Raw genomic sequence first — 16,017 nt, 5'->3', positions numbered from 1 at the left:
GCTCCTCAATCTTCCTCTTGCGGGCCGGCCGGCGCCATGCCGTCGCTATCGCATATTTCGGTGGCGGGCGCAGGCGAAAGCCCGCTCGCCTCTTCGCGCGCCAGCGCCATGTCGGCGCGAAACGCCTCGTCTGCCTGCAGACGGGAATAGGTTGCGGCGGCAAAGGCGCGCGCTTCCTCGGTGTCGCTGTACCAGTGGACGTTGCACACCCAGCGGCTGTTGCCATAGCCGCGGCCGCGCGCCAGCAAATCCGCCGCGCGTTCGGGGAACAGGCTCGCCAGCACCATGCCCGTGCCATAGCCGATCGCCGAGTGGCCCGAGGGATAGGAGCCGTTGCCGCGCAGGAAAGGCTCGTCCTGCGGAGTGCAGGTCGGCGCATTGTTGGACATGAAGGGCCGCGCGCGCTGGAATTGTGCCTTCACCGCGCCGGTCGAAGCGCCAAAATCGCTCGCCGCGCGGCGCAGCACATTGACGATGCGCGGCGTCGCCGTGGCCGAAATCCTGACCCCCGCTGCGCAGGAGAAAGCGCGGCCATACCACCCGTCGCCAAGATCGGCGTCGCGCGCGGCAAGCTGCCAGCGGGCCGAGCCTTGCAGCGACAAGGCGCGGGCATTGGCCTCTTCGTCGATCGTCATGCGGGTCGTGCCCGGCTCCGGCGGAGGATGGATCAGCCGTTCGCCGCCGGGCAGCGGACCGCCGAGATAGGGCTGGCCGAGGTCGAACTGCGGCGGCGGCTGGGTTTGCGCCTGGGGCGCTTCAGCCCCCAGCGGGCCGACCGCGCAGGCCGCCAGCATCATGCACGCCGCGAGCAATGCATGCCCTGCCCGTGCGACTCGCCTTTCGCTCATCCCTTGTCTCCCTCGCCGCCCCAGTCGATCGTGCCACGTCCGTGCCGTTCAAGGAAGGCGTTTGCCTGGCTGAACGGGCGCGAGCCGAAAAATCCGCGATGCGCCGAAAGCGGGCTGGGGTGCGGGCTTTGCAGCACGAGGTGGTGCCCGCCCGCGCCGAGCCCCTTTACCCGGCCCGCTTTCTTCTGTGCATGGCTGCCCCACAGGATGAATACCGTCGGCAGGCCCTGCTTCACCACTGCGTCGACGCAAGCGTCGGTGATCGCGTCCCAGCCGCGCCCGGCATGGCTGCCCGCCAGCCCTGATTCGACCGTGAGCGTATTGTTGAGCAGCAACACGCCCTGCCGCGCCCAGCGTTCGAGATTGCCGCCCGGCGGCGCATGGACGCCAAGGTCGCTCTCGAGCTCCTTGTAGATATTGACCAGCGACGGCGGCAGCCGCACCCCGTCGCGCACCGAAAAGGCGAGGCCGTGTGCCTGGCCGGGCCCGTGATAGGGGTCCTGCCCCAGGATCACCACGCGCACCTTGTCGAGCGGAGTCATCGCCAGCGCCGCCAGCCTTTGCCCGCGCGGCGGGAACACCTGCTTGCCCGCCTCCTCCTCGCTGCGCAGCCAGCCGCCCAGCCGCCGCGCTTCGGGCGCAGCCAGCACCGGATCGAGCGCATTGCGCCAGCTATCGGGGATTGCCTCGGCCGTCATCGGGGCAACTTACCGCGCCGCGCGCGAAGCAACCACCACCCCTTTCCCTCTTTCCCCAATCGGCCTAATGGCAAAGCGATGGCTATATATTTTCACGAAGAAGACCTGCCCGAAGGCGTACTGGGCGAAGGCTCGATCGCAGTCGATACCGAAACCATGGGGCTGATCACCCACCGCGACCGGCTGTGCGTGGTGCAGCTGAGCGACGGCAGCGGCAATGAGCATCTGGTGCGCTTCGGCCCGAACAGCAATTATGACGCGCCCAATCTCAAGGCAGTGCTAGGCGACCCGAACCGGCTCAAGCTGTTCCACTATGCCCGCTTCGACTTGGCCGCGATCGAGCACTATCTCGGCGTCACCGCCGCGCCGGTGTTCTGCACCAAGATCGCGAGCAAGCTGACCCGCACCTATACCGACCGGCACGGGCTCAAAATGCTGGTCGAGGAATTGCTCGGCGAAAGCCTGTCCAAGGTCCAGCAGTCGAGCGACTGGGGCGGCCCTGTGCTCAACGACGCGCAACGCGACTATGCGGCGAGCGACGTGCGCTTCCTCCACCGGCTGCAGGCCGAACTGGTCAAAAGGCTCGAACGCGAAGGCCGGATGGAAATCGCGCAGGCCTGTTTCGACTTCCTGCCCACCCGCGCGCGGCTCGACCTCGCCGGATGGCCGGACCGCGACATCTTCAGCCACGAATAGCAGCGGAGGCCCCGAGCGCGGCAATCATGACCACCGGCGAACGGATCGAAACCAGCGAAGCGAAGGAACTGCGCAGCAAGCGCCAGCACTTCGCCGCGCCCGGCGGTTCGCATGACAAGCTGGTGCATTTCCTCGCCCGCGCACTTCCCATGGGAGTGGGGATTATCGCCGCGCTGATGGTAATCACGCCGCTTTCGCCGCGCGGCGAAGTGAGCTTCCTGCTCGATCGCAACAAGGTGGCGATGATCGACGAGCGGCTGGCGGTGAACAATGCAATGTACCGCGGCGCGGACGACAACGGCCGCCCCTTCTCGCTGACCGCAGGCGAAGCGGTGCAGCGTTCGAGCTCCGAAGGCGTCGTCCGAATGCGCGACCTGATGGCGCAGATCCTGCTGCGCGACGGCCCGGCGCGGATCAGCGCCGATGCCGGCAGCTATGACATCGAGAGCGAAGTGGTGGCGATCGACGGGCCGCTGCGGCTCTCGGCGGCAGACGGCTATTCGATGATGGCGCAAGGCGTTTCGGTCGATCTCAAGCAGCACCGCGTGGTCGGCACCGGCGGCGTCGAAGGCGCGGTTCCCGCCGCGACCTTCTCGGGCGACCAGCTCGAAGCCGATCTCGACAAGCGCACCTTTTCCGTGAAAGGCAATGTCCGGCTGAGCATGCAGCCCGGCGAATTGAGGAAGCCCTGATGAACCGCTCGTTCTCCGCACCAGCGATCCGCTCCGCCGCACTCGGCTTCGTCCTCACGCTCGTCGCGATGGGCGGGATCGAACTCCACGCGCAGGGGCTGGGCGGGCATGATTCGAATGCGCGGGTCGATTTCAGCGCGTCCGACCTCGACATCGATGACCGCCAGAACCGCGGCGTGCTGTCGGGCGGGGTCACGGTGACGCAGGCCGGGCTGACGGTGCGGTCGCAGCGCATGATCGTCGACTACAGCGATGCCGAACGGCTTTCGATTTCGCGCATCACCGCCACCGGCGGGGTCCATGTGGCGCGCGGTGGGGAAACGGCCACCGGCGACGCAGCGGTATACGACCTTGACCGGCGCATCATCACCATGGCCGGCAATGTCGAGCTGCGCCGCGGCGGCGACCGGCTGTCGGGCGGGCGGCTGGTAATCGATCTCGCTTCAGGCCGCGCCAGCGTCGACGGGCGCGGCGCCACCGGCGGCCAGGCCACCGGCGGGCAAGTGACGGGCAGCTTCAACGTGCCCCAGCGCGAGCGCCAGGCCAACGAAGACGACGAGCGGTAAGCGAAGTCAGCGGCGCGCGGCAAAGCGCGCGATCTCGGTCAGTCCCTGCGCCAGCAGCATTTCGGCCGCCTGGCTGTTGCCGAGCAATTGGCGATGCAATTCGATCAGCCGCGGGCCGAGCCGTTCGAGCTTGCGGCGATGCCAGCTGGCCAGCTGCTCGCGGATGTCGCGCTCGTCGCGGAAGAAGATGCCGAGCCGCGCCTTGGCCCCGCGATCGAGCCCGTCGAACGAGCCGCGCGGGCCCAGCGCCGCCGCGATCTGCGCCAGTTGAGCCGCGCGCCGCTCCACCGCCAGCAGCACGCCGACCGGGTTCATCCCGTGTTCGCGCATGCGCCGCAGCTCGCGGTCCAGCCGCCCGGTGTCGCCCTTGAGCACGGCGTTGACCAGCGGCATGAAGCCGTCTTCCTCGGTCGCGGCACCGACCGCTTCGAGGTCTTCCGCCGAAAGCTGGCGCGGCGATTGCGGCGAAGCGTCGCAATAGGTCGCGAGCTTGGTGATCTCCGATTGCGCCAGCCGCACGTCGAGCCCGGCAGCGCGCGCGATCCGTTCGGCCAGGTCGCCGCCCAGCCGCAGCCCCGCCGCGTCGGCCATTTGCCGCACCGAAGCCGAAACCGACAAGAGATCGGGCGGATAGAACATCGCCACCAGCGCATCCTTGCGCTTTTCGAGCAGCTTGGCGGTGCGCGACTTGTCGGTCGCGGCGCTCGCCACCACCAGCACCGGCGCAGCCGCCCCCGCGCCTGCGTCGCCGGTTTCGATCAGAACCTGCAGCGCGTCATGCGCTTCATCGCCATTGGCGCAGACATAGATGTGGCGCTTGTCGCCGAACAGCGAACCCGACCGCGCCTCGTCGCCCAGCAGCGCGGGATCCTTGCGCAAATCGGCGCCCGACAGTTCGATCCGCTCGCCCGCTTCGGGCAGCAATTGCGCGATCGACTGCGCCGCCGCCGAAGCGCCGGCTTCGTCGGGCCCGCAGAAGAAGAAGATGCCGCATTGTTCGGCGGCGCGGCGCGCATTGGAAGCGAAATCGCGCTGGGTCGCCTTCACGCCCGCCTCATTGCGGTTGGCCGGCTTCGCGCAGCCTCAGCGCGATCCGGCGCACCATCCGGTCGGCCACGTCGCGCGCGAGGTTTTCGAGCGCGGTCTGTTCGGCGGCAATGGTGGCGTATTCGCTGCTGACCACGTCGATCCCGGCGTCGGAACCGGCGGTGGAATCGAGCAGGATCTCGTCGCTGGCGATGTCGACCAGCTGGAAGCGCGCGCGCAGGATACGGCGTTCGCGGCTGATCGTATCGTCATTGAGCACGCCCAGCCCTTCGAGCGAATCGTCGAGCATCACGTCGAGCCGATAGCGCGGCGCGGCATTGCTACCGGTGATCTTGAGCCGGTCGTTGAGCGCATTGCGCACCAGCCAGCCGTCCTGCCCCGCAATCGGGCTCACTTCGACTTCGGCCAGCCCCTGCGCCACCGCCGCACCGCCGCTACCGGCATACATCGGCTGCAGTCCGCAGGCCGAAAGCGCCAGGCTGGCAGCGAGGAGGAACAGGACGCGCATCAGGTGACGATATTGACCAATCTGTCGGGAACCACAATCACCTTGCGGATCGCAGCGCCGTCGATCGAGCGTTGCACCTTTTCGCTGGCGAGCGCCATCGCTTCGAGATCTTCCTTCGAAGCGCCCTTGGGCGCGGTCAGCGTATCGCGCAATTTGCCCATGTGCTGGACTGCGATGGTGACCTGGTCGTCGACCAGCAGCGCCGGATCGACTTCGGGCCATGCGGCATCCGCGATCAGCCCTTCTCCGCCGCCGCCGATCGTCGACCATGCCTCTTCGGCAAGGTGCGGCATCATCGGGGCGACCAGGTGAACCAGCGTGACGATCGCATTCGAACGGCTTGCGGACGGCGCGGCCTTTTCGATCGCGGCGGTAAGTTCGTAGATCCGCGCAACCGCCTTGTTGAAGCCCAGCGCTTCGATGTCCTGCGCCACCGCGGCGACCGTCTGGTGCGTCTTGCGGTCGAGCGCCTTGTCCTCGTGCATATCGGCCCCGGCCCCGCCCGCGCCGACTTGGCCGAACAGCCGCCACAACCGCTGGACGAAACGCCAGCAACCTTCGATCCCGGCTTCGGACCACGGCAGGTCGCGCTCGGGCGGGCTGTCCGACAGCATGAACCAGCGCGCCGCGTCCGCGCCATAGGTGTCGATGATATTGTCGGGGTCGACCGTGTTCTTCTTCGACTTCGACATCTTGATGACGCGGCCGATCTCGACCGGCTGGCCGTCCTGCTTCAGTGTCGCGCCATTGCCGCTGCGCTCGACCTCTTCGGGCAGGAAATAGACGGTGCGCCCGTCCACCGCGCGCGAATAGGTCTCGTGCGTCACCATCCCCTGCGTGAACAGCGATGCGAAAGGCTCGGCAAAATCGAGCTGGCCGATGTGCTGCAGCGCGCGGGTCCAGAAGCGGGCATAGAGAAGGTGCAGGATCGCGTGCTCGATCCCGCCGATATATTGCTCGACCGGCAGCCATTTGGCGACTTCGTCACGGTCGAACGGCTTGTCGGCCGGCTGGCTGGCGAAGCGCAGGAAATACCACGAGCTGTCGACGAAAGTGTCGAGCGTGTCGGTCTCGCGCTCGGCGACTGCCCCGCACTTCGGGCAAGTCGAGTGCTTCCAGGTCGGATGGCGCAGCAGCGGGTTGCCCGGGGTCTTGAAGTCGACATCGTCGGGCAGGGTAACGGGCAGCTGGTCCTTGGGCACCGGCACCACGCCGCAAGTGCCGCAATGGATGAAGGGGATCGGCGTGCCCCAGTAACGCTGGCGCGAAACGCCCCAGTCGCGCAGGCGCCACACGGTTGTGCCCTTGCCCCAGCCTTCGGCTTCGGCGCGCGCGTTGACCGCGGCCTTGGCCTCTTCGACGCTCATCCCGTCGAGGAAATCCGAATTGACGCAGATGCCGTCGCCGGTTTCGGCTTCGGTCATCGGATCGCCCGCCGCTTCGGCCGAAGCGGCGATCACGCGCAGGATCGGGCAGCCATATTTGGTGGCGAATTCGAAATCGCGCTCGTCATGCCCGGGCACGCCCATGATCGCGCCGGTGCCGTAATCCATCAGCACGAAATTGGCGATGAACACGGGCAGCGGCGCGCCGGTGAAGGGGTGGCGCGCAGTGATGCCGGTGTCGAAGCCGAGCTTCTCGGCGGTTTCGAGCTCGGCCGCGGTGGTGCCGCCGCGCTTGCACAGCTCGATAAAGGCCGCCGCGTCGGGATTGGCCGCAGCGACGCCCTGCGCTACCGGGTGGTCGGCCGCGACTGCAACGAAGCTCGCGCCGAAGATCGTGTCGGGCCGGGTCGAATAGACCGGCACGCGATCCCCATTCGACAAGTCGAAGCTGAATTCGAGCCCGGTCGACTTGCCGATCCAGTTTTCCTGCATCAGCCGGACCTTGTCGGGCCAGTTGTCGAGCGCGCCCAGCCCGTCGAGCAAATCTTCGGCGAAATCGGTGATCTTGAGGAACCACTGGTCGAGCTTGCGCTTCTCGACCTCGGCGCCCGAGCGCCAGCCCTTGCCGTCGATCACCTGCTCATTGGCGAGCACGGTCATGTCGACCGGGTCCCAATTGACTTCGCTCTGGCGGCGATAGACCAGCCCCGCCTCGTAAAGATCGAGGAACAGCGCCTGTTCGTGGCCGTAATATTCGGGATCGCAGGTCGCGAATTCGCGGCTCCAGTCGAGCGCGAAGCCGATCCGCTTGAGCTGCGACTTCATGTTGGCGATGTTCTCGCGCGTCCAGCCGCCGGGGTGGACGCCCTTTTCCATTGCGGCGTTTTCCGCCGGCATGCCGAATGCATCCCACCCCATCGGATGGAGCACTTCATATCCGCGCATCTTCTTGTAGCGCGCCAGCACGTCGCCCATCGTGTAATTGCGGACGTGGCCCATGTGGATGCGCCCCGAAGGATAGGGGAACATCTCGAGCACGTAGCTCTTGGGCTTCGCCGAATTGCTGTCGGCGTGGAAAGTGCCTGCCTCTTCCCAGGCGCGTTGCCAGCGGGCGTCGGCTTGGGACGGATCGAAACGCGTGTCGGTCATGGCCAACCTGTTAGGGATTTCGCGCGCGATTGGAAGATCGCACGCTGCCGGAATGTCGATTTGAACACTTGCCCAGCGAAGGGCAAGGCCCGCGCGGCACGCAGGCCCCGCTTAGCGGGATCAGGACGCCATCGTCTGGCGGCGGATCTCGCGGGCCTTGGTGAGGATGATGTCCTCAAGCTTCTGCACCGTGGCCGCCTGCACCGGGGCATCGACCCAGCCGCCGCCCTGCTGCACCTGGCGGCTCGCCGCGACGCGCAGCGCATCGGCGCGCAGGTCCTGGTCGAGGATCGTCACCGTCACCTTGACCCGTTCGCCCGGGTTCGAGGGGTTGGCGTACCAGTCGGTCACGATCACGCCACCCGCACTGTCGGCCTGCAGCAGCGGCGCGAAGCTGACGGTTTCGAGCGCCGCGCGCCAGAGATAGGAATTGACCCCGATCGTGTTGACCTGCGCTGCGGCAAGGTCAGCCCGCGGGCGGTCGCGCCCGGCGCATGCTCCAAGCGTGGCCAGCGCCGCACAGGCAAGCACGAGACGGGCGGGGCGGCTGGTGGCAGACACAATCAAGCTCATTGTTGCAATCGTCCTCAAACGGAAGGGGCCCTGCCGGGCCGGTTCGTCAACAGGCTCTATAGCCCTCCCTGCGCGCGCGACAAGGCGGGAAACCGGGGTGCGGCTTAGCCATGCCCGTATTTGTGAGCCGCGCGCGGCTTTATGCTTGCTGAACATGCAAGGGAGCGAGCCGCTTTGCCTGCCCCCGAAGCGCCGATTGGCGCCGCAAGGCCAGGCCCAAGCCAAGTCCCAACTCAAGTCATTGTGTGTTCAAGGCAACACCTCGCTGCCGCAACTTCACCACCGTGTTACTCGGCATTGCAGAATCGCCGATCACGCTCCTATTGTCATAATTTGGTGGTCCGAGTCGTTTACGCGCGGAAAGCACGGTCAGCGGCGGTTCATCATGGTTGAGTTTAGGTAAACCAGAACCTTTACAGGTTCGTTCGTTTTCAGCCGGTCACAATGGTGGCCATGGAAAAGAGGCAGGGGATCGAAGCAATGGCGAAAGGGCACTCGGCAAGTTCGGCGCGCAAGCTGCCCTTGCTGCTGGCTGCCGTCGGCCTCGCTTTCGGCGTGCCTTCGGCTGGGTTGGCGGTCGCCGCGCTATCGGACGATGCCGGCGCGATCGCAGCCCCCTCTTTCGCAATCTTCACTCCGACGAAAGTCGATCCGCAGCTCGCCCGCCGCGTGGCGCAGCGCGCCGACAATGCGGCGATGCGTTTCACCCCCGCCGGCAGCGCGATCAAGCGCGACCGCACGGTGACGGTGGCGGTCCGCGTCGACCAGGACATCGCGCGCGCCATCTCGGTGCGCCAGGCGCTCGACATCGCACCGGGCGCGGGCGGCGGGCTGACCGCACTGTCAGCAAGCCGCTACAACCTCGGCACCGCGCGCGGTTACACGAGCTTCAAGCGGCCCGACACGCATGTCACGCTGGCAGGCGGCGTGCGCGAGATCGCCATGGCCGATCTTTCGACCTTCGAACCGAGCCAGCCCGGCGCTGCGGATAAGCCCAGCCGGTTCCAGCCGCGCATCGCGCTCGAAGGCGAGCAGGTGGCGGGCCGTTCGCCCAACACGCTCGATTCGCTCGCCGCGCAGACGGTCGATCTCGGCGGCGCCTATCGCATCACCGGCAATCTCAACGTGACTGCGGGTGTGCGGCTTTCGCAGGAACGCGACCGGTTGAGCCCGATCACCGATTCGGTGCAGGACAGCCAGGCAGTCTACGTCGGCACGCAGCTGCGCTTCTGACGCTTCTTGCGGGAACTGCCTTGGGCAATTCCCGAATAACGGCTCGAGCCCGCTCCCCCTCCCAGCCACCCGATATCGTGTCGGGCGAGCCTAACGGGTGGCTGGGAGGGGGAGCGGGCCGGCACCGAACAATCGAAAGCCATGAATTCGATTTCAGGACCCCGCTTCGGCGGGGTTTTTCATTTGCTTGACGCAATGGCGCGGTTAACCTGCCTCCACACAATAATTTGGGAGACTGGGATATGGCGCGCGTAGCAATCGTCACCGGCGGGACCCGCGGCATCGGCCGCGCGATCTGCGAAAAGCTGCAGGCCGACGGATTCACCGTGGTGGCCAATTACGCGGGCAATGACGCCGCCGCTGACCAGCTCAAGGCCGACACCGGAATCCGCTGCTACAAATGGGACGTGGGCGACCACGAAGCCACCATCGCGGGTTGCGCGCGCGTGGCCGAAGAAGTCGGCCCGGTCGACGTGGTGGTCAACAATGCCGGGATCACCCGAGACGCCGTGCTCCACAAGATGAGCTATGAAGACTGGCACGAGGTGATGCGGATCAACCTTGGCGGCTGCTTCAATATGGCCAAGGCCTGCTTCCCCGGCATGCGCGAGCGCGGCTGGGGCCGGATCGTCAACATCGGCTCGATCAACGGGCAGGCCGGGCAATATGGCCAGGTCAATTATGCCGCGGCGAAGAGCGGCATCCACGGCTTCACCAAGGCGCTGGCGCAGGAAGGCGCCAAGTTCGGCGTGACCGTGAACGCGATCGCGCCGGGCTATATCGACACCGACATGGTCGCCGCCGTGCCCGAACCGGTGCTGGAAAAGATCATCGCCAAGATTCCGGTCGGCCGCCTTGGCCATGCCGAGGAAATCGCGCGCGGCGTGGCGTTCCTGTGCTCGGAAGACGCGGGCTTCGTGACCGGCTCGACCATGAGCATCAACGGTGGCCAGCACATGTATTGATGCGGCGACGGCGCTTTGGGCTGCGGCATGGCATCTGAAATCGCCGATCACCCGCCAAGATTGTCCACGGCATTGACCCCGGCTCCAGACTCTGCGCACTCTCCACGCGGTCGCGCGGACGGGGAGTTTCCGGATGGAATCTGGCGCAGCGGCGAAAAGCGAGACCTTGTGGGGGCATCCGAAGGGGCTCGCCTTCCTTGCCTTTACCGAAATGTGGGAGCGGTTCTCGTTCTACGGGATGCGCGGCCTGCTGATCCTGTACATGGTGCAGGAACTGCTGCTGCCGGGCCGGATCGAGAATGTCGCCGGGATGGATGCATACCGCGGCGTGGTGGAAGCGGTGTTCGGCCCGCTGTCGACGCAGGCCTTCGCCAGCCAGACCTTTGGCCTCTATTCGGGCTTCGTCTATTTCACTCCGCTGTTCGGCGGCTTGCTGGCCGACCGCTGGCTGGGATCGCGCAAGACGGTGATGATCGGCATCGCGCTGATGACCGCGGGCCATTTCGCAATGATCTTCGACTGGAGCTTCCTGCTCGCGCTGCTGCTGCTGGTGCTCGGATCGGGCTGCCTCAAGGGAAATATCGCCGCGCAGGTGGGGCATCTCTATCCGCGCGACGAAGAGGGGCGGCGTTCGCGCGGCTTCACCATCTTCAGCACCGGGATCAATGTCGGCGCGATCCTGGGGCCGCTGGTGTGCGGGTTGGTGGCGCAGGTCTATGGCTGGCATTTCGGGTTCGGGCTGGCCGGGGCGATGATGCTGGTGGCGGCGGTGGTCTACTTCACCGGCCTGCCGCATTTCGCCGCCGAGCGGGTCAAGCCCGGGGTGGGCGCGCACCATAATCACCCGCCGATGACCGGGCGCGACTGGCAGATGATGGCGCTGCTGGGAGTGGTGATGCTGATCTCGGTCATGTGGTCGCTCGCCTATGACCAGCTTGCCAATGTCGGCTTGCTGTTCGTGGCCGAACGGGTGGCGCTCGATACGCCGCTGGGCTCGATACCGGTGCCGTGGTTCGCATCCGAAGATGCGGCGGCTTCGGTGCTGATCGTTCCGGTGCTGATCGTGTTGTGGCGCTGGCAGGCGGACCGCGGCAGGGAGCCGGACGATCTGAGCAAGATCGCGACCTGTTCGGTGATCCTGGCGCTGTCGACGGGCTCGCTGGCGCTGGGAGACTGGCTGGCGGACGGCGGCGAGGTGTCTATCGCCTTCCCGATCATCGCCTATTTCCTCTCGGGGGTGGGCTTCATGTGGGGCTGGCCCACACTGCTCGCGCTGGTCTCGCGCCGCGCACCGGCACGGATCAATTCGACGATGATGGCCTGCGTCTATTTCGTCGCCTTTGCCTCCGGGATCGGGTCGGGAACGATCGCCCGCTTCTACGAAGCGATGCCGGCCTGGGCGTTCTGGCTTATGAATTCGGGCATCTCGCTCGCGGGGGCAGCGGCGATCGTGCTGTTCGGCGCGGCGCTGAGGCGGCGGATGAACGAGCTCGACCGGCAGGAGCAGGCCGAGAATGGCAGCATGGCCGGGACCGGGCCGGTCGCGGCCCCGGGCTGATCGCCGCCATTTTCCTACAGGCGGTTGGCCTGTTATGGTCGCGCCGGTTCCTTGAATCCGTGAATTCGATTTCCCAAAGCCCCGCCAGCCCGGCGGGGCTATCGCGTTCCGGCGCCCCTCTTTGCAAATTCCCTTAGCCTGCGCTTCGTATGTGCTTTATCAACTTGAGCGTGACGCAAAACAGCCCCCCGCCCTACCATCCTCCGGTCAAGCGCTCAGTCGAAATCGCCGGGCACAAGACCTCGATCAGCCTCGAGCCGGTCTTCTGGGACATGCTGCGCGAAGCGGCAGAGGCGGAAGGCGTACCGATCAACGCGCTCGTGGCGCGGATCGACGCAGAGCGGATCCGCTCGGCCAACCCCTGCGGGCTCGCAGGAGCTGTGCGCATCTGGCTGGTAAGCCGGGCCTAGGTCGTTCCAAAGGCCTTGCTCAGGCTTCGGCGAAAATCATGATGAGACTGCACCCGGCGCGCAGCGACCGTTGACGGTCGTGAGCACCGGAAGGCCGGGTCATCGCAATTTGCAGCCCAGCATGTGCAAGGGCTAATCGTCGCCAACGCGCTCGATATCCGCTCCGACCAGCTGCAGCTTCTCTTCCAGCCGCTCATAGCCGCGATCGAGGTGATAGAGCCGCCGCACGGTCGTCTCGCCTTCGGCTGCAAGCCCGGCGAGCACCAGGCTGAACGAAGCGCGCAGATCGGTCGCCATCACTTCGGCGCCGGTCAGCCGCTGGACGCCCTTGACGATCGCGGTGCGGCCTTCGGTTTCGATATCCGCGCCCATGCGCCGCAGTTCGGGCACATGCATGTAGCGGTTCTCGAAGATCGTTTCCTTGAGTACGCTGGTGCCTTCGGCCTTGCACAGCAGCGCCATCAGCTGGGCCTGCATGTCGGTCGCAAGGCCCGGATAGGGCGCGGTGGTAAGGTTTGTCGCTTTGAGCGGGCCGCTGGCGCGCACGCGGATGCCGCGCGGGTCCTCCTCGACCTCGACCCCGATATTGCGCAGCGCGTGGATTGTGGCGGCCATCTCGTCCGCCTTCGCACCTTCGAGCCGCACCTCACCACCGGTGATCGCCGCGGCGCAGGCATAGGAGCCGGCCTCGATCCGGTCGGCCATCACGCGATAGGTCGCGCCGTGCAGTCGCTTCACGCCGTGGATCGTGAGATCGGAGGTGCCGATCCCTTCGATTTCCGCGCCCATCGCCACCAGCAAATTGCACAGGTCGACGATTTCGGGCTCGCGCGCCGCGTTGAACAGGCGGCAGGTGCCGCTGGCGAGCACAGCCGCCATCAGCGCGTTCTCGGTCGCGCCGACCGAAACCACCGGGAAATCGAATTCGCCGCCCGGCAAGCCGCCATCGGGTGCAATCGCACGGACATAGCCCTGCGTCAGTTCGATCGTCGCCCCGAAAGCTTCGAGCGCCTTCAGATGCAGGTCGATCGGGCGGTTGCCGATTGCACAGCCGCCCGGCATCGAAACCGTCGCTTCGCCCATCCGGGCCAGCATCGGCCCGAGCACCAGGATCGAAGCGCGCATCTTTCGCACGAGGTCGTAAGGCGCGACCGACGAAGTGATCCGCGGTGCCTCAAGGCTCATCACCCGGCCAAAGTCCTCAGGCCGCGTGCCCTGGATCACCGTGGTCACGCCGAACTGGTTCATCAAATGCTGGAACCCGTCGATATCGGCGAGCCGCGGCAGGTTCCTCAGCGTCAGCGGCTCTTCAGTAAGCAGCGCGCAAGGAATGAGTGTGAGCGCGGAGTTCTTGGCGCCCGAAATAGGGATCGTGCCTTCTAGCCGGTTGCCGCCGCGGATGACGAGTTTGTCCATGAAATGCCCTTAGCCAATCCTTGCGCCCGAGCAAATGGACAAGCGCGGCGAATGCGCGGCTTACTTGCGACGGAAACCATTGGCTTCTATCGGATAACGCCATGAGCTCTCGCAAACCGATCAAGAAAGCCGTGTTCCCCGTTGCGGGGCTCGGTACGCGTTTCCTGCCCGCCACCAAGGCGATCCCTAAGGAGATGCTTGCCATCGTCGACCGGCCGCTGATCCAGTATGCAGTGGACGAAGCCCGCGAAGCCGGGATCGAGCAAATGATCTTCGTCACCGGGCGCGGAAAGACGGCGATCGTCGAGCATTTCGACATGGCGTTCGAACTCGAAACCACGATGAGCGAACGCGGCAAGGACATGGCCGTGCTCAAGCCGACCCGCGCAACCCCGGGTGACATCATCACTGTGCGCCAGCAGGTTCCGCTGGGCCTGGGCCATGCGATCTGGTGCGCGCGCGCGATCGTGGGTGACGAACCCTTCGCGATCTTCCTGCCCGACGAGTTGATGATCGGCTCGCCCGGCTGCATGAAGCAAATGGTCGATGCCTATGAGGAGGTTGGCGGCAACCTCATCAGCGTGCTGGAAGTCCCGCATGAGGAAGTCTCAAGCTATGGCGTGATCGACCCGGGCGTGCAGGTTTCAGCAGCGCTGACCGAAGTGAAGGGGCTGGTCGAAAAGCCGCCTGTGGCCGAAGCGCCATCGAACAAGATCATCTCGGGCCGGTACATCCTGCAGCCCGAAGTGATGCGCGTGCTCGAAGCGCAGGAAAAGGGTGCCGGCGGCGAAATCCAGCTGACCGATGCCATGGCGAAGATGATCGGCAGCCAGCCGTTCCACGCCGTGACCTTCGACGGCAAGCGCTATGACTGCGGCAGCAAGACCGGCTTCGTCGAAGCAACGCTGGCACTGGCACTCGAGCGTGAAGACATCGGCGCGGAAGTTCGCGCGATGGCCCAGCGATTGCTGGCGGACTAACTGGCCACGAGACGAACCGGCAGCGTCTTGAGGCCGCCGACAAATGTCGACGTCGCACGCTTGGGCTCGCCCGCCAGTTCGATGCTCTCGATCCGGTCGAGCAAGGTCTCGAACAGGATCTTCATCTCCATGCGCGCCAGGTGCAGGCCAAGGCACTGGTGTGCCCCCGCGCCGAATGCCAAGTGCCGGTTGGGAGAGCGCGCCGCGTCGAACTTGCGCGGGTTCTCGAACTGTGCCGGATCGTGATTGGCCGCGACATAGTTGATCATCAACCAGTCACCCTTCTTGATCTGCTGACCGCCCAGTTCGACATCTTCGGCAGCCGTGCGCATGAAATGCTGCACCGGCGTGGTCCAGCGGATCGCTTCTTCGACGATACCCGGAAGAAGCGAGCGGTCCGCCTTTACCCTGGCCCATTGCTCGGGGTCCTGCGCCAGCGCCATCATCGCGCCCGCGGTCGAGGCCGAAGTGGTGTCATGTCCAGCGGTGGCAACGATGATGTAATAGCCCGCCATGTCGCGCGCGGGCAACGGCTCGCCATCGACCATGGCATTGGCGATGACACTGGCGACATCGTCTGTCGGGTTCGCGCGGCGGTCTTCCGCCAGCTTGGCGAAATAGTCTTCGAAGGTCCGGACCGCGCCTGCGACGAGTTGCACCACCTGTTCGGGCGTCATCTGGTCGAGCCCGGTGCCGGACAGATCCTTGTCCTGCCCGCCGAACAGCTGCTGGGTGAGCATCTGCATGCGCGGCTCGTCTTCTTCGGGCACACCCAGGATCTGCATCACGACATGCAGAGGGTAGGGCCCCGAAACGAGCTTCACGAAATCCACTTCAGGCCCGGCGGCGACCAGCCGGTCGACCGTGGCATGGGCGATCGCGCGGATTTCTTCCTCCATCTTCTGGAGGTTGCGCGGCATGAACCAGTCCTGCGTCAGCCTGCGATACTTGGGGTGGATCGGTGCGTCGAACACCACCAGCGAATCGACCAGCATGTCGCTGCCGGTCGCCTGGCGCGAGAATTCGATCGCGTCGCGAAAGCTGAATACCACCGGGCGCGGATTGTTGAGGAAAGTGCCATTGTCCTTCGAAATCCGCATCACATCTTCATAGCGCGTAACCAGCCAGAACGGATCGAACAGCTTGCCGTCTTCGGGTTCGATTCGCGCCACCGGAGATTCGATGCGCAAGCGATCGAAGGCGTCGAGCAAGCCGTCCCATTCGGCATAGGAATGCGGATCGATCACTTGCCGCGCAACGTCGGGCGGAAGGGTCTTGGCCTGATCTGCCATG

At 65.7% G+C, this 16,017-nt stretch carries 16 protein-coding genes; 8 read left to right on the top strand and 8 right to left on the bottom strand.

Going from position 1 to position 16,017, the window contains the following annotated elements; genetic code table 11:
- Positions 1-5 precede the first annotated feature (5 nt).
- Positions 6-848 carry an acid phosphatase gene (locus ACUJ47_RS10660; RefSeq protein WP_445538374.1) on the bottom strand — a complete coding sequence of 281 codons (843 nt, stop codon included), beginning with the start codon at positions 846-848 and terminating at the stop codon, positions 6-8.
- Positions 845-1,546, bottom strand: coding sequence for a uracil-DNA glycosylase (locus tag ACUJ47_RS10655; protein WP_445538373.1), 702 nt, complete (start codon positions 1,544-1,546; stop codon positions 845-847). Before ACUJ47_RS10655 ends, ACUJ47_RS10660 begins: the two co-directional genes overlap by 4 nt.
- Before the next feature lie 78 nt (positions 1,547-1,624).
- On the opposite strand from ACUJ47_RS10655, the gene ACUJ47_RS10650 reads away from it, so the two are divergent.
- The 3 genes from ACUJ47_RS10650 to ACUJ47_RS10640 are packed head-to-tail and all read left to right on the top strand — an operon-like array spanning position 1,625 to position 3,500.
- Entirely contained in the window at positions 1,625-2,242 is a 618-nt protein-coding gene (locus tag ACUJ47_RS10650) for a ribonuclease D (RefSeq protein WP_445538372.1), read from the top strand.
- Between the two features lie 26 nt (positions 2,243-2,268).
- A complete protein-coding gene (locus ACUJ47_RS10645) occupies positions 2,269-2,934 on the top strand; it encodes an LPS export ABC transporter periplasmic protein LptC (RefSeq protein ID WP_445538371.1) in 666 nt (221 codons plus the stop codon).
- Complete coding sequence (locus ACUJ47_RS10640; RefSeq protein WP_445538370.1) at positions 2,934-3,500, top strand: LptA/OstA family protein; 567 nt, start codon at positions 2,934-2,936, stop codon at positions 3,498-3,500. Before ACUJ47_RS10645 ends, ACUJ47_RS10640 begins: the two co-directional genes overlap by 1 nt.
- 6 nt (positions 3,501-3,506) lie before the next feature.
- Here ACUJ47_RS10640 and holA read toward each other — a convergent pair whose 3' ends face one another.
- The 4 genes from holA to ACUJ47_RS10620 form a co-directional block, all read right to left on the bottom strand.
- Positions 3,507-4,547, bottom strand: a complete 1,041-nt coding sequence (gene holA / locus ACUJ47_RS10635; protein WP_445538369.1) for a DNA polymerase III subunit delta — start codon at positions 4,545-4,547, stop codon at positions 3,507-3,509.
- Positions 4,548-4,554: 7 nt separating this feature from the next.
- Positions 4,555-5,055, bottom strand: coding sequence for an LPS assembly lipoprotein LptE (gene lptE / locus ACUJ47_RS10630; protein ID WP_445538368.1), 501 nt, complete (start codon positions 5,053-5,055; stop codon positions 4,555-4,557).
- Positions 5,055-7,589: a leucine--tRNA ligase gene (gene leuS, locus ACUJ47_RS10625; protein ID WP_445538367.1), complete on the bottom strand. Its 2,535-nt coding sequence runs from the start codon at positions 7,587-7,589 to the stop codon at positions 5,055-5,057. The genes lptE and leuS overlap by 1 nt, the downstream gene beginning before the upstream one ends.
- 120 nt (positions 7,590-7,709) lie before the next feature.
- On the bottom strand, positions 7,710-8,162 hold the full coding sequence (locus ACUJ47_RS10620; protein WP_445538366.1) for a DUF3576 domain-containing protein: 453 nt from the start codon (positions 8,160-8,162) through the stop codon (positions 7,710-7,712).
- 480 nt (positions 8,163-8,642) lie between these two features.
- On the opposite strand from ACUJ47_RS10620, the gene ACUJ47_RS10615 reads away from it, so the two are divergent.
- The 4 genes from ACUJ47_RS10615 (at position 8,643) to ACUJ47_RS10600 (ending at position 12,328) form a co-directional block, all read left to right on the top strand.
- Positions 8,643-9,395, top strand: coding sequence for a hypothetical protein (locus tag ACUJ47_RS10615; RefSeq protein WP_445538365.1), 753 nt, complete (start codon positions 8,643-8,645; stop codon positions 9,393-9,395).
- Positions 9,396-9,637: 242 nt separating this feature from the next.
- Positions 9,638-10,360, top strand: coding sequence for an acetoacetyl-CoA reductase (gene phbB / locus ACUJ47_RS10610; RefSeq protein WP_445538364.1), 723 nt, complete (start codon positions 9,638-9,640; stop codon positions 10,358-10,360).
- Between the two features lie 133 nt (positions 10,361-10,493).
- Positions 10,494-11,918 (top strand): peptide MFS transporter, encoded by a 1,425-nt coding sequence (locus ACUJ47_RS10605; protein WP_445538363.1) that lies wholly within the window; start codon positions 10,494-10,496, stop codon positions 11,916-11,918.
- Positions 11,919-12,082: 164 nt separating this feature from the next.
- The gene (locus ACUJ47_RS10600; RefSeq protein WP_445538362.1) at positions 12,083-12,328 is read left to right on the top strand and encodes a ribbon-helix-helix domain-containing protein; all 246 of its coding nucleotides are present in this window, start codon (positions 12,083-12,085) and stop codon (positions 12,326-12,328) included.
- Between the two features lie 132 nt (positions 12,329-12,460).
- Here ACUJ47_RS10600 and murA read toward each other — a convergent pair whose 3' ends face one another.
- On the bottom strand, positions 12,461-13,744 hold the full coding sequence (gene murA, locus ACUJ47_RS10595; protein ID WP_445538361.1) for a UDP-N-acetylglucosamine 1-carboxyvinyltransferase: 1,284 nt from the start codon (positions 13,742-13,744) through the stop codon (positions 12,461-12,463).
- A 101-nt stretch (positions 13,745-13,845) separates the two neighbouring features.
- Between murA and galU the strand changes: the two genes are divergently transcribed.
- Complete coding sequence (gene galU / locus ACUJ47_RS10590; protein ID WP_445538360.1) at positions 13,846-14,724, top strand: UTP--glucose-1-phosphate uridylyltransferase GalU; 879 nt, start codon at positions 13,846-13,848, stop codon at positions 14,722-14,724.
- Here the strand turns inward: galU and ACUJ47_RS10585 are convergent.
- The gene (locus tag ACUJ47_RS10585) at positions 14,721-16,016 is read right to left on the bottom strand and encodes a cytochrome P450 (RefSeq protein WP_445538359.1); all 1,296 of its coding nucleotides are present in this window, start codon (positions 16,014-16,016) and stop codon (positions 14,721-14,723) included. The genes galU and ACUJ47_RS10585 overlap by 4 nt on opposite strands.
- Between the last annotated feature and the right edge of the window lies 1 nt (position 16,017).

Source organism: Altererythrobacter sp. Z27, assembly GCF_052683155.1.
The sequence above is the reverse complement of the archived record's forward strand: the minus strand, read 5'-3'. Positions and strand labels throughout refer to the sequence as shown.

Bases quoted from the DNA above. Each gene is read 5' to 3' on its own strand.
- ACUJ47_RS10660 (WP_445538374.1), bottom strand. From the start codon at position 848: ATGAGCGAAAGGCGAGTCGCACGGGCAGGGCATGCATTGCTCGCGGCG.
- ACUJ47_RS10655 (WP_445538373.1), bottom strand. From the start codon at position 1,546: ATGACGGCCGAGGCAATCCCCGATAGCTGGCGCAATGCGCTCGATCCG.
- ACUJ47_RS10650 (WP_445538372.1), top strand. From the start codon at position 1,625: ATGGCTATATATTTTCACGAAGAAGACCTGCCCGAAGGCGTACTGGGC.
- ACUJ47_RS10645 (WP_445538371.1), top strand. From the start codon at position 2,269: ATGACCACCGGCGAACGGATCGAAACCAGCGAAGCGAAGGAACTGCGC.
- ACUJ47_RS10640 (WP_445538370.1), top strand. From the start codon at position 2,934: ATGAACCGCTCGTTCTCCGCACCAGCGATCCGCTCCGCCGCACTCGGC.
- lptE (WP_445538368.1), bottom strand. From the start codon at position 5,055: ATGCGCGTCCTGTTCCTCCTCGCTGCCAGCCTGGCGCTTTCGGCCTGC.
- leuS (WP_445538367.1), bottom strand. From the start codon at position 7,589: ATGACCGACACGCGTTTCGATCCGTCCCAAGCCGACGCCCGCTGGCAA.
- ACUJ47_RS10620 (WP_445538366.1), bottom strand. From the start codon at position 8,162: ATGAGCTTGATTGTGTCTGCCACCAGCCGCCCCGCCCGTCTCGTGCTT.
- ACUJ47_RS10615 (WP_445538365.1), top strand. From the start codon at position 8,643: ATGGCGAAAGGGCACTCGGCAAGTTCGGCGCGCAAGCTGCCCTTGCTG.
- phbB (WP_445538364.1), top strand. From the start codon at position 9,638: ATGGCGCGCGTAGCAATCGTCACCGGCGGGACCCGCGGCATCGGCCGC.
- ACUJ47_RS10605 (WP_445538363.1), top strand. From the start codon at position 10,494: ATGGAATCTGGCGCAGCGGCGAAAAGCGAGACCTTGTGGGGGCATCCG.
- murA (WP_445538361.1), bottom strand. From the start codon at position 13,744: ATGGACAAACTCGTCATCCGCGGCGGCAACCGGCTAGAAGGCACGATC.
- galU (WP_445538360.1), top strand. From the start codon at position 13,846: ATGAGCTCTCGCAAACCGATCAAGAAAGCCGTGTTCCCCGTTGCGGGG.
- ACUJ47_RS10585 (WP_445538359.1), bottom strand. From the start codon at position 16,016: ATGGCAGATCAGGCCAAGACCCTTCCGCCCGACGTTGCGCGGCAAGTG.